This is a genomic window from Bacillus sp. GW823-FHT06A11, from assembly GCF_058795355.1.
Map to the genome: position 1 here is coordinate 1 of NZ_JBXAHS010000006.1, position 18,660 is coordinate 18,660.

An 18,660-nucleotide genomic window follows, 5' to 3' on the forward strand; every position below is an offset into this window, starting at 1 on the left:
AATGTGAGTCTCAGCCGCAGCAATTACTTCCATCCCCTCTTTCTTAGCAAATTCTATATATTGTTCTATATAGCGACTGGGATCAACAACGATTGCTACGCCTTCTTTCTGACAACCGACTAAATAGGAAGCATGTGCTAATTTTTCATCATAAAAATATTTTAAAAGCATAGCTATTCCCTCCAATTAGTTATTTCAAATTGATTTTCAATTTTTGTAACCACTTTTTATCTTCTCCTATAGAATCCCTTTCAACATTAAATTCCAATACATATATGGCAACATATATCTTTTAAGTAAAAACATACTATATCGTTCTTTCGCTTGATTAAATGGAAACGTTTCTTGGGGCTCATGTTCATAGTTAAATTCAGCGAGTATAAGACTTTTATATCCTGTAACAATCGGACATGATGTATATCCATCATATTTAGCCTGTAAATCTCTTCCGCTAAGTACGTCCATAATATTTCGTTTTAAGACGGGTATTTGTTTTCGAATTGCTGCTCCAGTTTTAGAGGTAGGTAAATTGGTACAATCTCCAAGTCCAAAAATATTTTTATATTGCACATGCTGCAAAGTATAAGGGCTTATATCTACCCATCCCTGATGATCACTTATCTCACTCTCTTTAATAAAATTAGGTGGCCCCATTGGTGGAACAACATGTATCATACTATATGGTACGGTTTCTCTTTTTAGTGTTTGCGTATCTTCAAAAATTGCCTCTCTTTTTTCAGCGATAATCTCTACTAAGTTTTTATTATAGTTCGTTATAATTTGCTTTCTTTCTAGTACTTGTTCTAAAGTATTTGCATATCGCGGAACCTGAAAGATGTTACTGTTTGCAGAATAAAACATTACTTCACTTCTGTTTCTTACACCACTATTACAAAAATACTCCTCTGCTAAATACATAATTTTTTGTGGAGCACCACCGCATTTAATAGGAGTATTAGGGTGGGTAAAAAGCGCATTTCCTCCTTTAAATTTTTCGATTTCTCTCCAAGTAGAATCAACATATGTATAAGAATAATTGCTACATACCCCATTAGTCCCAATAGATTCTTTTAAGCCTTTAATACCTTCCCAATTTATTTGTATACCAGCTGCTACAATAAGAATTTCATACTCAAGCAGCAGTCCGTCATCTAACAGTATCTTATTTTCATCCGGAAATAACTTAACAACACTTTTAGGGATCCACGTTGCCCCTTTTGGAATAAGCGATTCTTGATCACGCATTGTACTTTCCTTTGAAACAATTCCTCCCCCCACTAAACTCCATAGTGGCTGAAAATAATGTTTTTTTGACGGATCAATAATCGCTATACTTTCTTTCAATAGGGGGATATTTCTTAATAAATGTGCAGTAGAAGATATTCCTGCAGTCCCAGCACCAATTACAATAATTTTATAAGTATCTCTGGTCTTCATTATCCTCTTCCTATCTAAAATTGATTTTTAAATTAACTAATTAGTAGCCATTTTTTCATCGTAGTAACATTATTATAAGTTAAAAACATCATAGCTTTATCTGATTTAAATGAAAATTTTGTTAATTTTACCATCAACATTACTATATGCGTAAATCCCCTATGTTACTTCCATATTTTAGTTTTAACACTAAAACTATATATTGTTATATAAAATAAAGATAATATATTAAAATACTTTTCATGAATCCGGATAAGTAATGTTTAAAAAACAACATCTAACATCTTAGATGTTACAATAGGCAAATTCACATACTTCACAAATATGAAAAGTACTAAATATCACTTAAGTTTCGTTACTTTTTTTCTGTATATATTGATAAAAAATTGTGAAATTTTATCGCATTATGCAAGACATTTAATATCAAATATATTACTTTTACTATGAACTAAATGTGTTTATAGGAAGTGTATAGATAAATAAAGTGCTAAATTGACTCTTATGCAGTAATGACTGTTTAATTTATCTAAAAATTGAAAAAATATGTGTAGATATATATCATTTAAAATACATATATAATTAATTTTAATTTTCCGACACGTTTTTCACATAGTTCTTAAACCAGTTTTTTGCGTGCATTATGAAAAAAATTGTACCGTGTCAATCTTAAAAAATTATATATCATAACTTTAAGAGAGGAAGGAAAACTATGAAGATGAAACGAAAAATCATGATGACAACGGCACTTGCAGCTACGTTAGCTACAGGTGCACTACCTACTACCTCGGTGTTTGCTGCAGAAAAGGAGGCTCCTATTCAACTAAAAGAGGCACAATTAAGTATTCAACCTTTTGCACAAAACAATTTGGAAACAGCCGTTCAAGCTGCCTTAAATGGTCCAGAAGTCAAAAAAATTAAAGTATTTGAACATGAATTTAATGTAAAAGAAATAGAAGTAGTAAATCTAGGTGCAGGAAAAAAATATGTTAAGGGGCAAATCTCTCATCATTTAAGTTTTCGTCCAGATGATCAATTTTATTATGAGTTTACAGTACAAGATGGAAAGGTACTAGATAAACCTGTATTTAATATTGATAGAGGTGGTTGGACACCATTTGCTGCTCCACTTTTATCAATTCTTGCTGCGTATAATGGAATTCCAGTTAATCCAAATGATTTAAATGCACTTGGTCAGCAGATTGGTAAAGTTATAGATGGAAGCTGGGAACATGCAGCCCAATCAATTGCAACTGTAGTTAGTCTAAGTTTTAATGAGTAGAATTTTTCAATTTTTATTAGCAGTGTAGAGATCCGCTTTTTGTAATCAGCCTTGTTATAAGAGATTCTAAAACAGCTATTAATAAATTTTTACCACTCAATCACATTATCTTGATTTGTTTACCACCTTATCATTCATTATATGTCACAAAATAGAAGTCTTTTTTAGGACTTCTGTTTTGTTTGTATTGAATACGATAAACAGTTGTTTTTTGGAGGCTATACTTCGAGTTTTCAAGAATCCGTTTGGCTATTAGGGACAATTTATAATAAAAAATTATTAAAGTCTCAAATAACTTACTCCTCCTATTGTTAATTATTTTTATATACAAAAATTTATTATCTTAAAAATGAAAAACAATAAATATAGTAAAAAATCATCTAACAATTGTTTAAAGGTCAGGAGAGAAAAAATGAACAAAATAAAAATGAGAAATTTCTTTAAAATTAGCATCCTTACTTGTATTACACTAGCAAGTTTAAGTACACCATCTACTATTTTAGCTGATAGTCATCCAGGTTACTCCTATGAATCCAATATAGGGTATCAAAATCCATCGTGGATGTCGAAAATAGAAGGTTCAACAAAAATAAGTGAAATATCTATTCCAGGGACTCACGGTACGATGGCTTTACATGGAGCGAGTTTTCTTGATGAAAATTTGACAAGAAATCAAACTATGGATTTATCCCAACAATTAAATTCCGGAATTCGATATGTAGATATGCGTGTTAAACGTGTAAAAGATTCTTTTGCAATGTATCATGGCGTTGTAAATCAAAAAGCTGTGTTTGAAGATGTATTAAAAGAGATCATTCAATTTTTAAAAGATCATCCAACAGAAACAATATTAATGCGCTTAAAAGAAGAAACTACTCCTGAAAGTGGATCTCTATCATTTGAGGAGATATTTTTAAAATATAAAAACGTTAATGCTTCATATTTTTGGGATCCTAATTCCGTACCAACTTCAGATAGAAATAACCCTACTTTAGGAGATACCCGCGGGAAAATTGTAATCTTACAAAACTTTACATCCACTCAATTGTACGGGATTGATTACGAAGGTTTGAATATACAAGATAAATTTGAAATTGGAAGCGGACCAGACGAAATATATACAAAATGGATTGCGATAAAAAACCATCTACAAAATACAAATATTAATTTTAATAATGGAAAAATTTATCTCAACCATTTTAGTGGTACGGGGGGCGCAGCCGCATTTTTAAATAATGTATATCCTTGGTTTGTTGCAAGCGGAAAAGAGAGCAGAAATACTGACAGTAGTCCTAAATTGATTCAAACGAATTCCACTAATGCGTGGAGTGATTTCCCTCGCGATAGAAACGGACAAGTATACTATGGGGGGATGAATACACTTGGGACCGAACTCTTACAACAAGGCGCAATTAAACATTCTGGTATCATCGCAGCTGATTTTCCCGGTCCAGGTTTAATTGATAGTATCATTAAATTAAATGGTATACATTCAAATGAAAAAGAAATATTAATTTCACAAATATCATCTGAATCTAGTCCTTTATCAGGGCAACAAAATCGATCCAGCCAAAACTTTAAAATTGATAGTTTACCTGTAGGTACCAAAGAATTAAAATGGGTTATTGAGCCTTCAGAAAAAGATTATCCTTCTACTATTTCTTTCAATGTAATGATTGATGTTTCCCTAGGAATAGATTCTACTCGTTGGAAAAATATTTCACATGAATCTAGGACTGAAGCTTACACAAATACTAAATATTATATTGCAAGTCCAATTGGTGCCACTAGAAAATTCACAGTGAAAATATACGCTATTACAAATTAGAAAAAAAGAATCCCAATGGAATTCCATTGGGATTCTTTTTTAATTTCATTTCGTAAACATTAGGATGGCGTTTAAATTTTATCCCGCATTAACGGGCGCCCGTAAAAGCCCGATTGGTGAGGGATGATAATCAGTGGGGGATGAACAAAACCTTCACTGATTAAAATTTCACTTTATTAACATATCATTTAATCCATTAGATAATTATATTTGGAACGGCCCTTAATTTTTAAAGAGAAATCCAAAATTGTTAGCTACCTTTTTCAGCTTATCATTTATTCAAAACTGGCTTCCAAAGCGATAAGGCAAAAATCCAATTTGAATCGCCATTTCCTTGATGATCTTGAACCGCTTCATACACTTTTCCCTCATGTACTACTCTATCACCTTTAGTATATACTTTTCTTGCATCCCATTTTTCATATGTGGAATCCTCTAACTTAGTAGTTACATTCAAAACATCACTTCTACTAGATTCATTTCCAGCTAAATCAACCGCTGTCACTACATATTTATACGATGTATTAGCCTTCAAACCTTTATCTATAAAGGATGTATTAGCTGCTGTCCCAATTTTATTCATAACCCCAGCGCTTTCTCTATATACAATATAATGGTCAACACCTACATTATCTTCCGACGGACTCCACATCAAATCAACAGTTGTCGCTGTTGTACCCATACTATGTAATCCTTTTGGTTGAGTCGGAGCCTCTTTATCTGGGATTGCATGTGTTGTCTTAACCTTTAGTTTTTCACTTTCTTTTGATATGTTTCCAGCAGAGTCTAATGCCTTTATTGTATAGGTATATTCCGTATCTGCTTTTAACTTTTTATCAATAAAAGTTGTACCTGGTACCGTATCAATTACTTCTCCATTACGTAACACTTGATATTCTTTTACACCTATATTATCAGTAGAGGCCTTCCATGTTATTTCAACACTATTGGCAGAAACTTTAGAGGCATTTAATTCAGTTGGTTGACTTGGAGCTACTGTATCAGGTGTTTCATTATTTACTAAATTTACATCAATTACATTATAAAAGGCATTTGACGTATCTGCTACATCCCATACAGCTAAAATAACATGATAACCATTACGATCAGTTGGTACATTAATTGTATGTGTTAAATTATTTGATGCGGCCGAACCGTCATGTTTTACAGTTCCAATTGGTTCTAATTCCGCACGTGTTAATGGTTTATTAGGATCCCATCCTTTTTTTGTAATGTAATAATGCCATTTACTTGTAGAATGTGCTGCTGTATATTTCCATGTAAATGTATTTTCTCCACCCTTAATTGTGTTTTTGAACCAACGATTTGTTGTTTGTTGGTCAAGAATACCCCCAAACAATCCTCCTGCCGAAGCGATTTTACCATCAATCGGTCCACCATCGGGAAACCCTTTAGGTGCTTCTAGACTTTGAGGTTCATACATTACATTTCCACAATTTAAATTTAATGCCCCATAATTCTGACTACATAAAGCAGCACGACTACTCGGCTTTTCAACAAACCCATGTGCATACGCACTTTGAGGAATCATAGTGATAGCCGTTACCCCTGCAGCTAAAACACAAGCACCAATTCCTTTTTTACTTTTTCTTAATCTTTCCAATTTAGATGTTAATTTCAAATTCATTCTTGTCCCCCCAATATATTATTGTTATCGCTAATATAATAGCAATATAGAGATAAACGAACAAATCGTCAATTAATATATTAATATCTCTCATAAATTGGTACATTTATTATTATTTTTAATCTCCTATAAAAATAAAGTAAATACAATTAAGCAATTTTGTAACATTATGTATTAAAAGAAGAATAAAAACTCCATTTAATTTCACAAAAAATTCAAATATTAAAACAAAAAATTCCTCATGTAGGAAAAATAAATTTTTTATATTACAAAAAGCAAAAAAGTCTAGAAGAAACCGATTATATCCGTTTCTTCCAGACTTCCGCTACTTTTATACCACTCACAAATTCTTTAACCTTAAACATATACACTTGAGGTTAAAACACATATAATACCCCTACTAATTCAAACTAACGCTTAATTACTTATAAAATAACTTAAGGTATCTAGCTTAACTGTATTTTCTTTATTAATAGCCATTTTCTATCCTGTATTTCCTTACTTTAAACAGATTATCAAGAGATTGTTAATATTTAAGAAAAGAGAAAAGATTTAAAAATCCAATTTCAATTATCATATTCCGATGATTTATTGTGTTATTTTTATCTAATAAGGCACAGAAACAAAGGATGAACTTCAGTGTGCTTGAGAAAAGTTCTTAGGGTGAAACGTTTAATGGGTATTTTAGTACTGAGTTTTTATTAAATGTTCCTGTACCTAATATTTAAATTAACGTATGTCAAAATATTTTACAATACGAGTGTTAAACGTTACATATTTCTATATAAAATGATACATTTCATCAGCACGCCTCCCTAATATTTATGCTAAATATAGAAAATTCAGCTCGTTAGGATTTAATTTTAGAATTCTCATAAAAGTATATGATAGATTAGGCACGTAATTGTCACAAATTAATAGTCTATCTACTTTTTAATTACCTATGAAAACTTTATTATCGCTTTATTATTTACTCCTAAACCAAAGAACATCTATACCTACAACTTCTTAAAACTCTTTTAGATAATCTTTCAAAAGATTTGATAGTTTTATATTTTATATTTTTTTATTGTACATTTTTGCATTTGATGTTAGGATTATGCCTATTAAAATTGAATCGTAACGATTCTTCTTTATAATTTCCACATTTTAATTGTTAAATAAAAATATAGATTCTGATATATATATTCAAAATCAGACCTACAATATCTTTATTTTACAATGATTTCGTGGCATACCTTTAGAATGGAAAGATATATGCAACAACGTGTTAAGGGGTTACAGGAGGAACAAAAATGAGAGACTTTTTTGATGATAAGTACAAAAATATTGAATTAAAAAGGAGGTTAATCAATTTAATAAGTGAAATTAGCGAATTCAAAGGAAAATTAGCTGCCTATCAGGAACAAAACCCTGACATATTTAATAGTTTAGAAAAAACTATACCACTACATTACATAAAAAATTTCACAACTATTTATGAGGATATAAAAGTTCCTAATAAAAGATTAAAAGAACTTATTTTAGATGATATAGTACCTCAAAATATTTCTGAAGATGCTATTTTCTGCTATTATCAAACACTTTCTTTTGTACATAAAAACTCCTGTACTTTATTAATTAATCCAGCAACTATACAGGAATTACATTTTCAACTAATACATTATATTACCTCTGACAGTGCCAAATGGCGTGAAAAACCTTTTATTATTCCAGGAGTTCCAGAACATGGAATGCACTTGAATAGTTACCGCATTCTTCCGCATGAACTTATCCCACGGTTTATGGAGCAATTATGTGATCAATACAACTCATTAAATACTAGTAAGGGGCTACATTCACTTTTATTAATAGCTCGTTTTATATTAAATTTTTATTGCATAGTCCCTTTCAATCAAGGTAATAACAGGCTGGCATTTATGTTAATGCAATTGCTGTTAATTAAGAGTGGACATACATTTGTAAAATATGTATGTTTGGATAAATATATTAAGAAAAACGAATCTGATTATTACAATTCGATTTATAAATCTTCGGTGAATTGGTACTGCGAGGAACATAATAATAGCTTTTGGTTAAAAACGTTTTTAACCATTATATTAGAGGCTTACAAAGATCTACATAACACAGTTCTAGATTCTATATGTAAACATACTAAAGTTGAGAGAATTCAGGATTTTATACTTAAACAAAAACAACCCTTTACTAAGGAAAGTATTCGTAACACTTATCCAGACATTGCAGAAAGTACAATCAGTAAGGCTTTAAATTCCTTGCAAGTGTTTGGCCATATTAAGCTAGTTACAAAAGGAAGAAACGCAACGTGGATTAAGATTTGACCATACTTTCAATACACATGAGGTTTAAAAATTCAATTATAACCTTATCATTGAATTTCATTTTAATTTTAAGATAATATTACTTTTTTAGTTATTTCTAATTCCAACAAAACATTTTATAGGAAAAGGTCCGCTTTCCCCCGCCTTTTCCTATAATAAAATGAAATATAAACATAGAATGATTGTCGAAAAAAGTCGTATTTTAATATTTTTTCTTTATTTTCTGGTTGTAAACGTTTCACTTTCATGTTACCATCTTAATCAAACAATAGATGGTAATAAAAATGAAAGTATTCCTTTCCCTTAGAAACATATAAACGTACGGTAATATCAAGAAAATAAGGTCAAAGAAATATTTGATACCTACCAAAATAATTAATAGGAATTTTGTCGCACTGTTTTTTCTGATAATTAAGAAAACGCATTTTGTCCCTAAACAAAATTTGTTGGTGCGCAAAATTAAAATACACTAGAACACCCAAATAAATGAAATATCCTTTTTCATTGAGTATGAAGGTATGAAAAAAAGAATTCGCCTTACAAAATTTAGCAGATTAACATAAAGACATCTAAATTACTACCTTTATCGCCATCTATTGTTGACATCATATTTACCAACTAAAAAAAGAACCTATCAAGGGCTCTTTTTATTATAATCATTCAAATTTCAATTCTATCTTAATACTGAAATTTCCACACAAATTACATCTGCTTTTTGCTCCCAATTATTGAATTAATAATATAGCACATCAAATTTATTAATTCTTATCTCCAATTAGTTTAAATTAGTGAATAAAATTCAATCATATAAAAATAATAAATACAACTAATCGTTATATATTAAAGAGGTGTCAATTTTGTCCTTAAATGAAGAGACCTTAGAAACTAAGACAGATAAAACCATTGAAAAGATCCAAACAAGTAACTTAAAAGAACTTAAAAATACATTAGATAACATCTTTGATATTAGTGCAGATTTAATTGAACATCCTTTGCAATTAAAAACAAACACGAATATTTTACTATATTATTTCGAAGGCCTTACAGATGGTGTTGCATTAAAAACCAATGTTGTTACAACATTATTACAAGAAGTAAATGAAGACAGTCAAATATTTAATTCTAATATTATTGCTACTCATACCAAAATAGTATATACATGGAATGAAATTAAAGAAGGATTACTTGAGGGGCAATGTGTACTGTTTATGGAGGGAGAAAAGCGTTCACTTCTAATAAATACAAAAGGCTGGGCAGAGAGAGCAATTCAAGAGCCAATTTCAGAAGTTACTATAAAAGGATCCCATGATGGATTTATTGAAAATGCCACAAAAAATATAGGTCTTATCCGTCGATATATTCCTTCTACAGAGTTAAAAATCAAAAAGCTGACGATTGGAGAAAGAGCCACTTCTTTAGTCTATTTAATTTACTTAGGTGATGTAGCAAACGCAGATGTAGTCCAAGAAATTGAAACTAGAATCTGTAAAATCAAAACAGATGCGGTATTAAGTATTGGAGAGCTATCTAATTATACAAAAGATCAAAATTGGACTCCTTTTCCACAGGCGTATTTAAGCGAGCGCCCAGACGCCATTTCAAATCATATACTTGATGGGAAAGTAGCAGTATTAATGGATAGATCCCCTGGTGCAATGGTTGTTCCGATGAATTTGATTGGATTTTTTCAAACCCCAGATGACTATAATATTCATTGGCTCATCGCATCATTTTTTCGCTTATTACGATTTGCAGGATTTATTATAGCTATTTTTTTACCCGCATTTTATATTGCTATAGTCTCTTTTCACTTTGAAATTATTCCTATAGACTTATACACTTCTATTGCAACATCAAGAGTCAAAGTCCCTTTCTCCCCCTTATTGGAAGCTTTTATAATGGAAATTACACTAGAAATGCTACGTGAAGCTGGCATTCGCTTACCACAACCAATTGGACAAACTATTGGAATCGTTGGAGGGATTGTAATTGGACAGGCAGCTGTTCAAGCTGGTCTTGTTAGTAACGTTATGGTTATTATCGTATCTATTACAGCCATTGCTTCATTTATTGTTTCTAATTATGATTTATCAAGTTCTATACGCCTTATCCGTTTTCCAATGATGTTATTGGCTTACTTTTATGGGATTGTAGGTATTGTTAGTGGATTAATGCTCTTATTTGCTCATTTTGTTTCACTAACTTCCTATGGTTCACCATACGGAATGCCAATCGCACCATTTCGTCTCCAAGAGTTAAAAGATTCTTTTGTAAGATTTCCTATTTCGATGATTACCACCCGCTCGAGTACAGGACAGCCGAAACAAAGAAAGAAAAAAGAAGGTGGTTAACATGGGGAATCTTAAGTTCCAAAAAGTAACTTTATTCGAATTTATTATTTTCATTCATTCGCTGCAACTCGCATCTGGTATGTTAATTATGCCAAGCCCACTTGCTACTACTGCTGGTACAGATGGCTGGATTTCGATCATTCTCGGATGGATAGTTACTTCTATAATCGGTGTATTTATTATATTAATGTTACAAAAAAATCCTAACAAAAATTTCTCACAAATCTTAAAAACATACTTTGGTAAATGGATAGGGACAATTCTTTTTCTTGCATATGCCTTTTATCTATTTTTTGCTGGATTTAATACTTTATTAAAGGCAACTGATATTGTAAAAGTGTGGATATTCCCTTCCACTCCTGCTTATCAAATCACCATATTATTACTATTACCTTTTATTATTTTAGCCCTGAGTGGGTTAAGGGCTCTTACTAGTTATTCTATGCTTGTTTTCTTCTTCACTACTTGGATGCCGCTATTTCTTCTTTTTTCACTAAAGACTAACTACAATCCTTTACACCTACTACCTATATTTAAAGAAGGATTATACCCTATTGTAAAGGCAACAAAAGAAACCATTACTCCTTATGCTGGCCTAGAAATCGCATATTATATATACCCATTCTTACAAAAAAAACAAAAAGCCATAAAAGGACTACTAATAGCGAATACTGGAACCATGTTTTTCTATCTATATGTTACTATCCTTTCTTATATATACTTTAGTCCAGAAGGGATAAAAGATGTAATCTGGCCAGTATTTCATCTGTTAAAAGGGGTTCGTTTTTCTTTCATGGAACGATTAGAAATTATATATATCGCTTACTATTTAATTGTATTTTCCACTACAATATATCCGTATTTATTTTTCAGTTTTGAATCTGTGACCATTTCACTTCAAAAAAACGCCCGCAATTGGGCGCTACTTGCTTTTATGTTACTTATAGTTGGCCTATTTATTTTCCTAAATCCCGATGTGGATCAATATTTGTTTATATATTCTCTTATGGATATCTTAAATGTCGTTTTCTTTATTCTATTACCAATCTTATTTTTCGCTTACAGTATTCTTTTTACTTGGATTACTAGGAGGAAACAACTTTGATTCGAAAATGGATATGGATTGTAATTTGTTGTGTATATATAATTGGTTGTAGTCAGAGAATTCCTCTTGAGAAGGTTTCATTAATCCTGTTAATTGGCTTGGATAGAACCCCTAATGGAGACATAAAAGTTGGAACAAGCATACCACTCTTTCATCATAAACAACCAAAAAGTACTATAGAACATTGGACACAAGCATCAACTGTATATACTGGATTCAGTAAGATAGATACAAAGTTAACAGGCTTTATGACAGCTTCCAAAGCTGAAATCATTTTAATTGGGAAAAAATTAGCGCAAGAAGCAAATTGGTTGCAGGAGCTTGATTCTTCTTACCGTGATCCTTACGCTACCATTAATGCTAAAGTAGTACTTGTAGATGGACCTGCAGAAGAAATTTTTAAAATTCATAAGCCTAGTAAACCATCACTTTCATCTTATATAAATGGTGTAATTGAATCGTCAATTCAAAATAACCAATCCGTCTCTTCTACAATTCAACAATTAATGAGAGAACAAAATGAAGAAGGAATGACGCAAGCTGTTCCAATTATCAAAAAAACAAAGAATGAAATCGACACAGTAGGAATTGCATTTTTAAATCGAAAAGGGAAATATTTAACTCATATCCCTAAAAAAGATGTTAAATTTTTCAATCTTATAAATAAGCAAAAAAGTAGCGGGCGAATGATACTACACCTTGCGCTTCCTCCTAAAAAGTCCAACAAAAAAATAAACACTTCTATCTTCGTACAGAACGCGACAAGGAAGGTATTTGTTAATTTTCAAAACGGAAAGTTTGTATTTAATCTCGATATATATGCTAATGTAGCTTTAATAGAAAAAACCAATGCGAATTTAATTAAGGGGCACTATGATAATAAAAAAAATATAAATAATTTAAAAAGTTCCATTCAAAAAGAAATTAATAATAATTTACAAAATATGTTGTATGAAATACAGCAGAATAAAATTGATCCAATCGGATTATCCCTATATGCTAGAGCATTTCAATATAAAGAGTGGAAAAAAGTAAAAGGAGATTGGTTGCAAGCGTTAGCAGAGGCTAAAATAAATGTAAAGACACACGTCAAAATAAAAGATACTGGGACCATTAGAAATTAAAATAGACTAGTCTATTTTTCTGCTTAAAAGTTTTTCTAAGTGGGTTTTCCCTCTTCAATATTTATCATGTAAAAGGTGCTAATTCAAAGAAAACTCTACTCGTTAAATGCTAACCAATAGGGTTTTCTTTTTTTATCTAAGTATTCTTTTAAAAAGACAACAATTTTACTACAGTAATCAAGGACTGGTTTCTAATTTAAGTTACTGGAGAGTAAATAACTCTGGTGCAATATCCCTACCAGTTTTCATTCCAATAGCAACTCTATGATATAACGTCAAAGATAAAATTCCTTAACTTAGGTATCTTAACTTTTAAAGTTTATACAAATGCCTTAGCTCTATGTACTTTGATATATATGTCCACATCAATATGTTATTGCATCATATACTGAATAGATAATTTAAATTACTTTTAAAAAGGATGATGAGGATGAACCTAGATGATATACAAAAATCCTATGGCGTAATTGTAAGTTTAGGAGAATTGTGTCAAGTCACTAACCAAATCAAAAGGCACCATTTAAGAACATTTTCTGGACCTTTAGATTGGTTTTATTATCCATCACTTTCAGATGTAAACAGATTACTTCAAAGTCGGTTTGAAAAATTTATGAAGTTGGAAAATATGGTCATAGAAGGTTCAGAAAGTTACGGTCTTATTGAATCAGAATTTGATAATCAAACTAAATGGGCAGAACGAATTACCTATTGTATAAAGGACACTTATTATAATTGTTTTTCAATGCATGACTTTCCTATTGACTCAGAAAAGAATTGGAAATCAACTTATCCTTCTTTTAAAGCTAAATTAGACACTAGAATTAATCGATTCCTTGAAAAAATAAATAGTAGTGAATCGATTTTATTCATTAGGATTTGGGGAAATCGAGATGAAGCGATTGAATTAAAAAACGTATTATCCGAAATTACAAATAAAGATTTTAATATTCTTATTGTCAATTTTAAGGAGGATATATCTAATATCGTTGAACAAAATTGGGGAATATCAAGGGTTTGTTCAATTGAACTCCCACGTTATCAGGATAGATGGGAAGGTGATGATTCCGATTGGGATTATATTTTAAATAAAATAACATTAACTTAATACTTTCCTTCTTACTTTTAACATGATTTTGCCAGTAAATTAAAATAGGTGTAGAGAAATAAAATTCCCATCTAATTGATACACACTTAATTAATAAACCGTTCATATAATAATTCATAAGTCCTTCTTTATTGAATAAATGGTTCTTTACAAAATTGATTCCATCACTAGAGCACCTTTATACGGTGCTCTTTTTTTAATTTGTAAAATCTACAATTTAATATTTGTTCACTTTTCCTTTAAATAGTTAATTTCCTTCTTAGATTTTTCATTATAAGCTTCTTCAATTCCCTTGTTTCCCCTCCCCTTCTTTTATCTTATAAACAAGCAATTTCTTTCATTAGTATTAAATAAAATAAAGCATTGATTTTAAAATAACCTAATTTACATAAGATTGAGAATAAACTACAGTGCGTATTCTTCACGTTTAATCAGCATTTGAATTATAAATCTAACATATATTTTTTAGTTGATTGTCATTATGGTACAACCGTGTATACATTTATCAAACAAACTACATAGTTTAAATTAGTAAAATATATAGAGAGGAAGGAAATAAATCTATGAAAGTCATAATTTTGTGTGGCGGAAAAGGGCTTCGGATGCAAGGAATTTTAGAGGACATTCCCAAACCATTAGTTCGAGTTCAAGGAAAGCCTCTCCTCTTGCATATAATGAATTGGTATAGAAAATATGGACATTCTGATTTCATTTTGCCCTTAGGATATAAAGGTGAGAAAATTAAAGAATATTTTATGGACTTTAGCTGGAAAGAGAATGACTTTAGTTTGAATTTTAAAACCAGTCAATATACGCTACTTCAGGAATTAGAAAATTGGAATATACACTTTATAGATACAGGAATTGATACAATGACCGGGGCAAGACTAAAAAAACTTGAATCCTTTGTACAGGGTGAAACCTTTTTATTAACTTATGGTGACGGATTAGCCAATATAGATATTGATCAACTAATAGCATTCCATAAAGAAAAAGGAAAAATTGCTACATTAACTGGAATTAAAAAAAATAGTCAATACGGCCTATTGGAGGTCGAAGATGGAATTGCTATTGATTTTAAAGAAAAACCATTACTTGATGAAGTAATTAATGGCGGGTTTTTTGTATTTAACAAAGAAATATTCGATTATTTAAGTAATAATGATGATTGTGTTCTAGAAGAAGATCCTCTTCGAAATTTAATAAAAGACAATGAGCTCGCAGTCTATGAACACAATGACTTTTGGGCTAGTGTCGATACACCTAAAGATTTAAAAACTGTAAATGAAAGTTGGAATCCAAATAAATTTTAGTGGAGAGGACTGAATAAGCATTGAACTCTAATGATAAAAAAATAAGTTTACCTCGATTGTATATCCCCTCTAATGAGAAAATAGTTAACCCACTTTCAACAGGAATTAAAGCTTCAAATCTCTCCAAAAAAAATACTCAAAAAAGACATCCCCAATTCTATAATCAACAACATGATCTAAATAATCATTTCTGCGTCATTGTAGGTAGTGAGTATGTCTTGAAAATTATTGCTTTACAGCAATCACTAATGCAGTACTCAGAAAAATTCACATTGTGGATTTGTTGTATAGATCCTTTTGCATATTCACTATTAAAAGAAATGAGTTTAATTAATGTAAACCTTTTACAAGTTGAAGAATTAGAAGATCGTGAACTAAAAGCAATTAAGAGAAAAAGAAAAGTAAATGAATATTGTTGGACTTTAAAATCTGTCTTGATAGAATATTTATTGGTCAATTATGATTTACCATCTATTCTATATTGTGATGGTGATTTATGCTTTTTCTCTGACCCTAATATTATTTTTGAGGAATGGGGTGACCATTCTATTTTCCTAACCCCCCAAAGAGATCGTGATTGGGTAGAAAAGATGTATGGAAAATATCAGGCCGGTCTAATTGGATTTAAGAATGATCTCTATGGACTAAAAAGTGTAAGATGGTGGAAAAATAAATGTATAGATTGGTGCAGTGCCGAGGCTGAGGAGGGGAAATTTGGAGACCAAAAGTATTTAGATTATATCCCTATATATTTTCCAAAAGTAAAAATTTCAAATAACTTAGGTATAAATGCTGCGCCTTGGAACTGTATATATAATAACGATTATAAAATTGACAAGACTAAAAACGATGTATTTATTGAAAACGACAAACTAGTTGTTTACCATTTTGCATGTATTACTATCTTTACTGAAAATGATTTTGACCTTTGGTCTTTGGGAGAAATTTCAATACCCAATAATATATTAAACCATATTTACACTCCGTATTTAGAGAGAATTCAATTTGTTTTAAAGCAATTAAAGGATAAATTCAATAAAGATACTAAACAATTTTTAAGTAAAAAAGATATAAATAAAGCTCAAACTTTATATAAAGATTCACAATTAAGAAGAAAAATGAATCAATCCAATCATTTTATGAACTTTTCCATGATTATAAGTAAAGAACGATTAATTCAAGGATTGACCTCTTATTATTCCTTAGAAAATTTCAACGCTAAATTTACTGTATGGATCTGTTGTATGGATGATTTAACTTATCAAATATTAGAGAAATTAAAATTAAAGCACGCCATACTAATTCCAGTAAAAGAAATTGAAAATCATGAACTCCTCAGTATAAAAAATGATAGAAGTTTACAAGAATATTGTTGGACATTAAAAGCGCCCCTATGTCTACATGTCCTTAGTCTTTATCCGGAAGTTGATCACATTATATATTGTGATGCTGATATGTATTTCTTTACAGCACCTAATATCATTCTTGATGAGTGGTGGAAATACTCTGTATTCCTTTGCCCTCAAAGAAGCTCTACTGCAATTGAAAGCATACACGGTATATACCAAGCTGGTTTAGTAGGCTTCAAAAACGATCAAAATAGTAAAGAAATTTTAACATGGTGGAAAGATAAATGCCTAGAATATTGTAATAATCATTATGATGTTGAAATGAATAGATGGGGTGACCAAAAATATTTAAATCACATTCCTAACATCTTTTCTAATATAAAAATCATGACTCATAAAGGTATTGATGCAGCACCTTGGAATGTCATTTTAAATAGCAGTTCTATATCTAAAACAGATAATAAAGTTTTTATTGATCAAGATGAATTAATAGCTTTTCATTTTGGAAGTATGCAAATTATTAATCCAAACGAGTTCGATTTATGGAAACAAGAAACTTTAGAATTACCTCCAGCAGTTTTAGATTATATATACATTCCTTATATTGAACAATTGAACAAGACATGTCATACCCTTCATAATACTTTTCAAAAATCTCCCTCCTCTTTATTTGCTGACCAAATTGATACAACAACAATAAAAAATCATTTTAAATACCCCTCCCCTCATCACAATTAAGACTGATACTTTCCTTATTTAAAAATAAATCTATTTATTTCAGCAACTAAAAATACATCTTAATAAAGGATAGATTATCACTATGATTGCTTCATTTAAAAATAAAACTTTCCTTATTACTGGTGGATACGGTTTTATTGGTTCTCACTTGGCACGAAGACTTTTAAATTTACAAGCAAAAATTGTTCTTTTCATAAGAACACCATCAAACTCTTGGAGACTAAAGGATATTCTAAAATATATTGAAACCTATGAAATAGATATACGAGATAAAAAACAAGTACAAGATGCAATAAAGAAAATTAATCCCGATTATATCTTTCACCTGGCAGCCTATGGTGTAAATTCTGCCCATACAGATTACATCCATGCTATAGAAACAAATGTTATAGGGACTTGTAACATTATTCAAGCAGCAAAATTGGTGAATTGTAAAAAAATCATCAATTTTGGGAGTAGTTCTGAATACGGTAACAAGATGGAACCTATTCATGAAAATATGTTACTAACTCCTGTGGATATCTATGGAAGTACCAAAGCTGCTGCTACTATACTCGCCCATCAAATTGCTAGCGAAAACAATATTAATCTTATAACATTAAGACCTTTTGGCATATTCGGAGAAGGCGAAGAGCCGCATAAAATTTTTAGCTATATAATCTTGCGAGTATTACAAAACAAAGATGTAAATTTAACTTTATGTAATCAATTAAGAGATTATTGTTATATAGAAAATGTAATAGATGCCTGTATCCTAGCAGTAGAAAATACTACTGTACAAAATGAAATCTTTAATATTGGGAGCGGCACTATTCACCCCTTGAAACATTATGTAGAATTATTATTCAAACATTTGAAAACCAATTCCAGACCAAATTACGGTGCAATTTCCTCTAGAACAAATGAAAGATGGGTTCCTGAAGCAGATGTGCAAAAAATAAAAAACTCTCTTTCCTGGGAACCTAGAATTAATATTGAAGAAGGAATTATAAAAACTGTTAATTGGTATAAAAATAATAAACATTTATACCTAACCCCCTAAAA

At 30.5% G+C, this 18,660-nt stretch carries 12 protein-coding genes and 1 pseudogene; 10 read left to right on the top strand and 3 right to left on the bottom strand.

From position 1 onward, the window contains the following. Nucleotides 1-171 (bottom strand): annotated as a pseudogene (locus tag AC1Q8L_RS23805) (MBL fold metallo-hydrolase); the annotation flags it as partial. 66 nt (nt 172-237) lie between these two features. Continuing rightward, on the bottom strand, nt 238-1,437 hold the full coding sequence (locus tag AC1Q8L_RS23810) for an FAD/NAD(P)-binding oxidoreductase (protein ID WP_000857343.1): 1,200 nt from the start codon (nt 1,435-1,437) through the stop codon (nt 238-240). Between the two features lie 709 nt (nt 1,438-2,146). On the opposite strand from AC1Q8L_RS23810, the gene AC1Q8L_RS23815 reads away from it, so the two are divergent. Together AC1Q8L_RS23815 and AC1Q8L_RS23820 are read left to right on the top strand one after the other, a co-directional pair. Further along, nucleotides 2,147-2,716 (top strand): hypothetical protein, encoded by a 570-nt coding sequence (locus AC1Q8L_RS23815; protein WP_000782798.1) that lies wholly within the window; start codon nt 2,147-2,149, stop codon nt 2,714-2,716. A 412-nt stretch (nt 2,717-3,128) separates the two neighbouring features. Beyond that, nucleotides 3,129-4,544 (top strand): phosphatidylinositol-specific phospholipase C, encoded by a 1,416-nt coding sequence (locus tag AC1Q8L_RS23820; protein ID WP_025117942.1) that lies wholly within the window; start codon nt 3,129-3,131, stop codon nt 4,542-4,544. Between the two features lie 271 nt (nt 4,545-4,815). On the opposite strand, the gene AC1Q8L_RS23825 is transcribed toward AC1Q8L_RS23820, so the two are convergent. Then, nucleotides 4,816-6,192, bottom strand: a complete 1,377-nt coding sequence (locus tag AC1Q8L_RS23825; protein ID WP_001049843.1) for a lytic polysaccharide monooxygenase — start codon at nt 6,190-6,192, stop codon at nt 4,816-4,818. 1,295 nt (nt 6,193-7,487) lie between these two features. Here AC1Q8L_RS23825 and AC1Q8L_RS23830 point away from each other — a divergent pair. From AC1Q8L_RS23830 to AC1Q8L_RS23865, 8 genes are all read left to right on the top strand, one after another. Further along, entirely contained in the window at nt 7,488-8,531 is a 1,044-nt protein-coding gene (locus AC1Q8L_RS23830) for a Fic family protein (RefSeq protein WP_001204217.1), read from the top strand. A gap of 857 nt (nt 8,532-9,388) precedes the next feature. After that, complete coding sequence (locus tag AC1Q8L_RS23835; RefSeq protein WP_025117941.1) at nt 9,389-10,882, top strand: spore germination protein; 1,494 nt, start codon at nt 9,389-9,391, stop codon at nt 10,880-10,882. Between the two features lies 1 nt (nt 10,883). Beyond that, the gene (locus tag AC1Q8L_RS23840; RefSeq protein WP_000527368.1) at nt 10,884-11,987 is read left to right on the top strand and encodes a GerAB/ArcD/ProY family transporter; all 1,104 of its coding nucleotides are present in this window, start codon (nt 10,884-10,886) and stop codon (nt 11,985-11,987) included. Then, nucleotides 11,984-13,111, top strand: a complete 1,128-nt coding sequence (locus AC1Q8L_RS23845) for a Ger(x)C family spore germination protein (protein ID WP_492339511.1) — start codon at nt 11,984-11,986, stop codon at nt 13,109-13,111. The genes AC1Q8L_RS23840 and AC1Q8L_RS23845 overlap by 4 nt, the downstream gene beginning before the upstream one ends. Before the next feature lie 430 nt (nt 13,112-13,541). Beyond that, entirely contained in the window at nt 13,542-14,216 is a 675-nt protein-coding gene (locus AC1Q8L_RS23850; protein ID WP_492339512.1) for a papain-like cysteine peptidase, read from the top strand. A gap of 563 nt (nt 14,217-14,779) precedes the next feature. After that, nucleotides 14,780-15,529, top strand: a complete 750-nt coding sequence (locus AC1Q8L_RS23855) for a sugar phosphate nucleotidyltransferase (RefSeq protein WP_000864429.1) — start codon at nt 14,780-14,782, stop codon at nt 15,527-15,529. Between the two features lie 20 nt (nt 15,530-15,549). Continuing rightward, nucleotides 15,550-17,616, top strand: a complete 2,067-nt coding sequence (locus AC1Q8L_RS23860; protein ID WP_001087519.1) for a hypothetical protein — start codon at nt 15,550-15,552, stop codon at nt 17,614-17,616. Between the two features lie 82 nt (nt 17,617-17,698). Further along, entirely contained in the window at nt 17,699-18,658 is a 960-nt protein-coding gene (locus tag AC1Q8L_RS23865) for an NAD-dependent epimerase/dehydratase family protein (protein WP_000561952.1), read from the top strand. Nucleotides 18,659-18,660 lie beyond the last annotated feature (2 nt).

Bases quoted from the DNA above. Each gene is read 5' to 3' on its own strand.
- AC1Q8L_RS23810 (WP_000857343.1), bottom strand. From the start codon at position 1,437: ATGAAGACCAGAGATACTTATAAAATTATTGTAATTGGTGCTGGGACT.
- AC1Q8L_RS23815 (WP_000782798.1), top strand. From the start codon at position 2,147: ATGAAGATGAAACGAAAAATCATGATGACAACGGCACTTGCAGCTACG.
- AC1Q8L_RS23820 (WP_025117942.1), top strand. From the start codon at position 3,129: ATGAACAAAATAAAAATGAGAAATTTCTTTAAAATTAGCATCCTTACT.
- AC1Q8L_RS23825 (WP_001049843.1), bottom strand. From the start codon at position 6,192: ATGAATTTGAAATTAACATCTAAATTGGAAAGATTAAGAAAAAGTAAA.
- AC1Q8L_RS23830 (WP_001204217.1), top strand. From the start codon at position 7,488: ATGAGAGACTTTTTTGATGATAAGTACAAAAATATTGAATTAAAAAGG.
- AC1Q8L_RS23840 (WP_000527368.1), top strand. From the start codon at position 10,884: ATGGGGAATCTTAAGTTCCAAAAAGTAACTTTATTCGAATTTATTATT.
- AC1Q8L_RS23850 (WP_492339512.1), top strand. From the start codon at position 13,542: ATGAACCTAGATGATATACAAAAATCCTATGGCGTAATTGTAAGTTTA.
- AC1Q8L_RS23855 (WP_000864429.1), top strand. From the start codon at position 14,780: ATGAAAGTCATAATTTTGTGTGGCGGAAAAGGGCTTCGGATGCAAGGA.
- AC1Q8L_RS23865 (WP_000561952.1), top strand. From the start codon at position 17,699: ATGATTGCTTCATTTAAAAATAAAACTTTCCTTATTACTGGTGGATAC.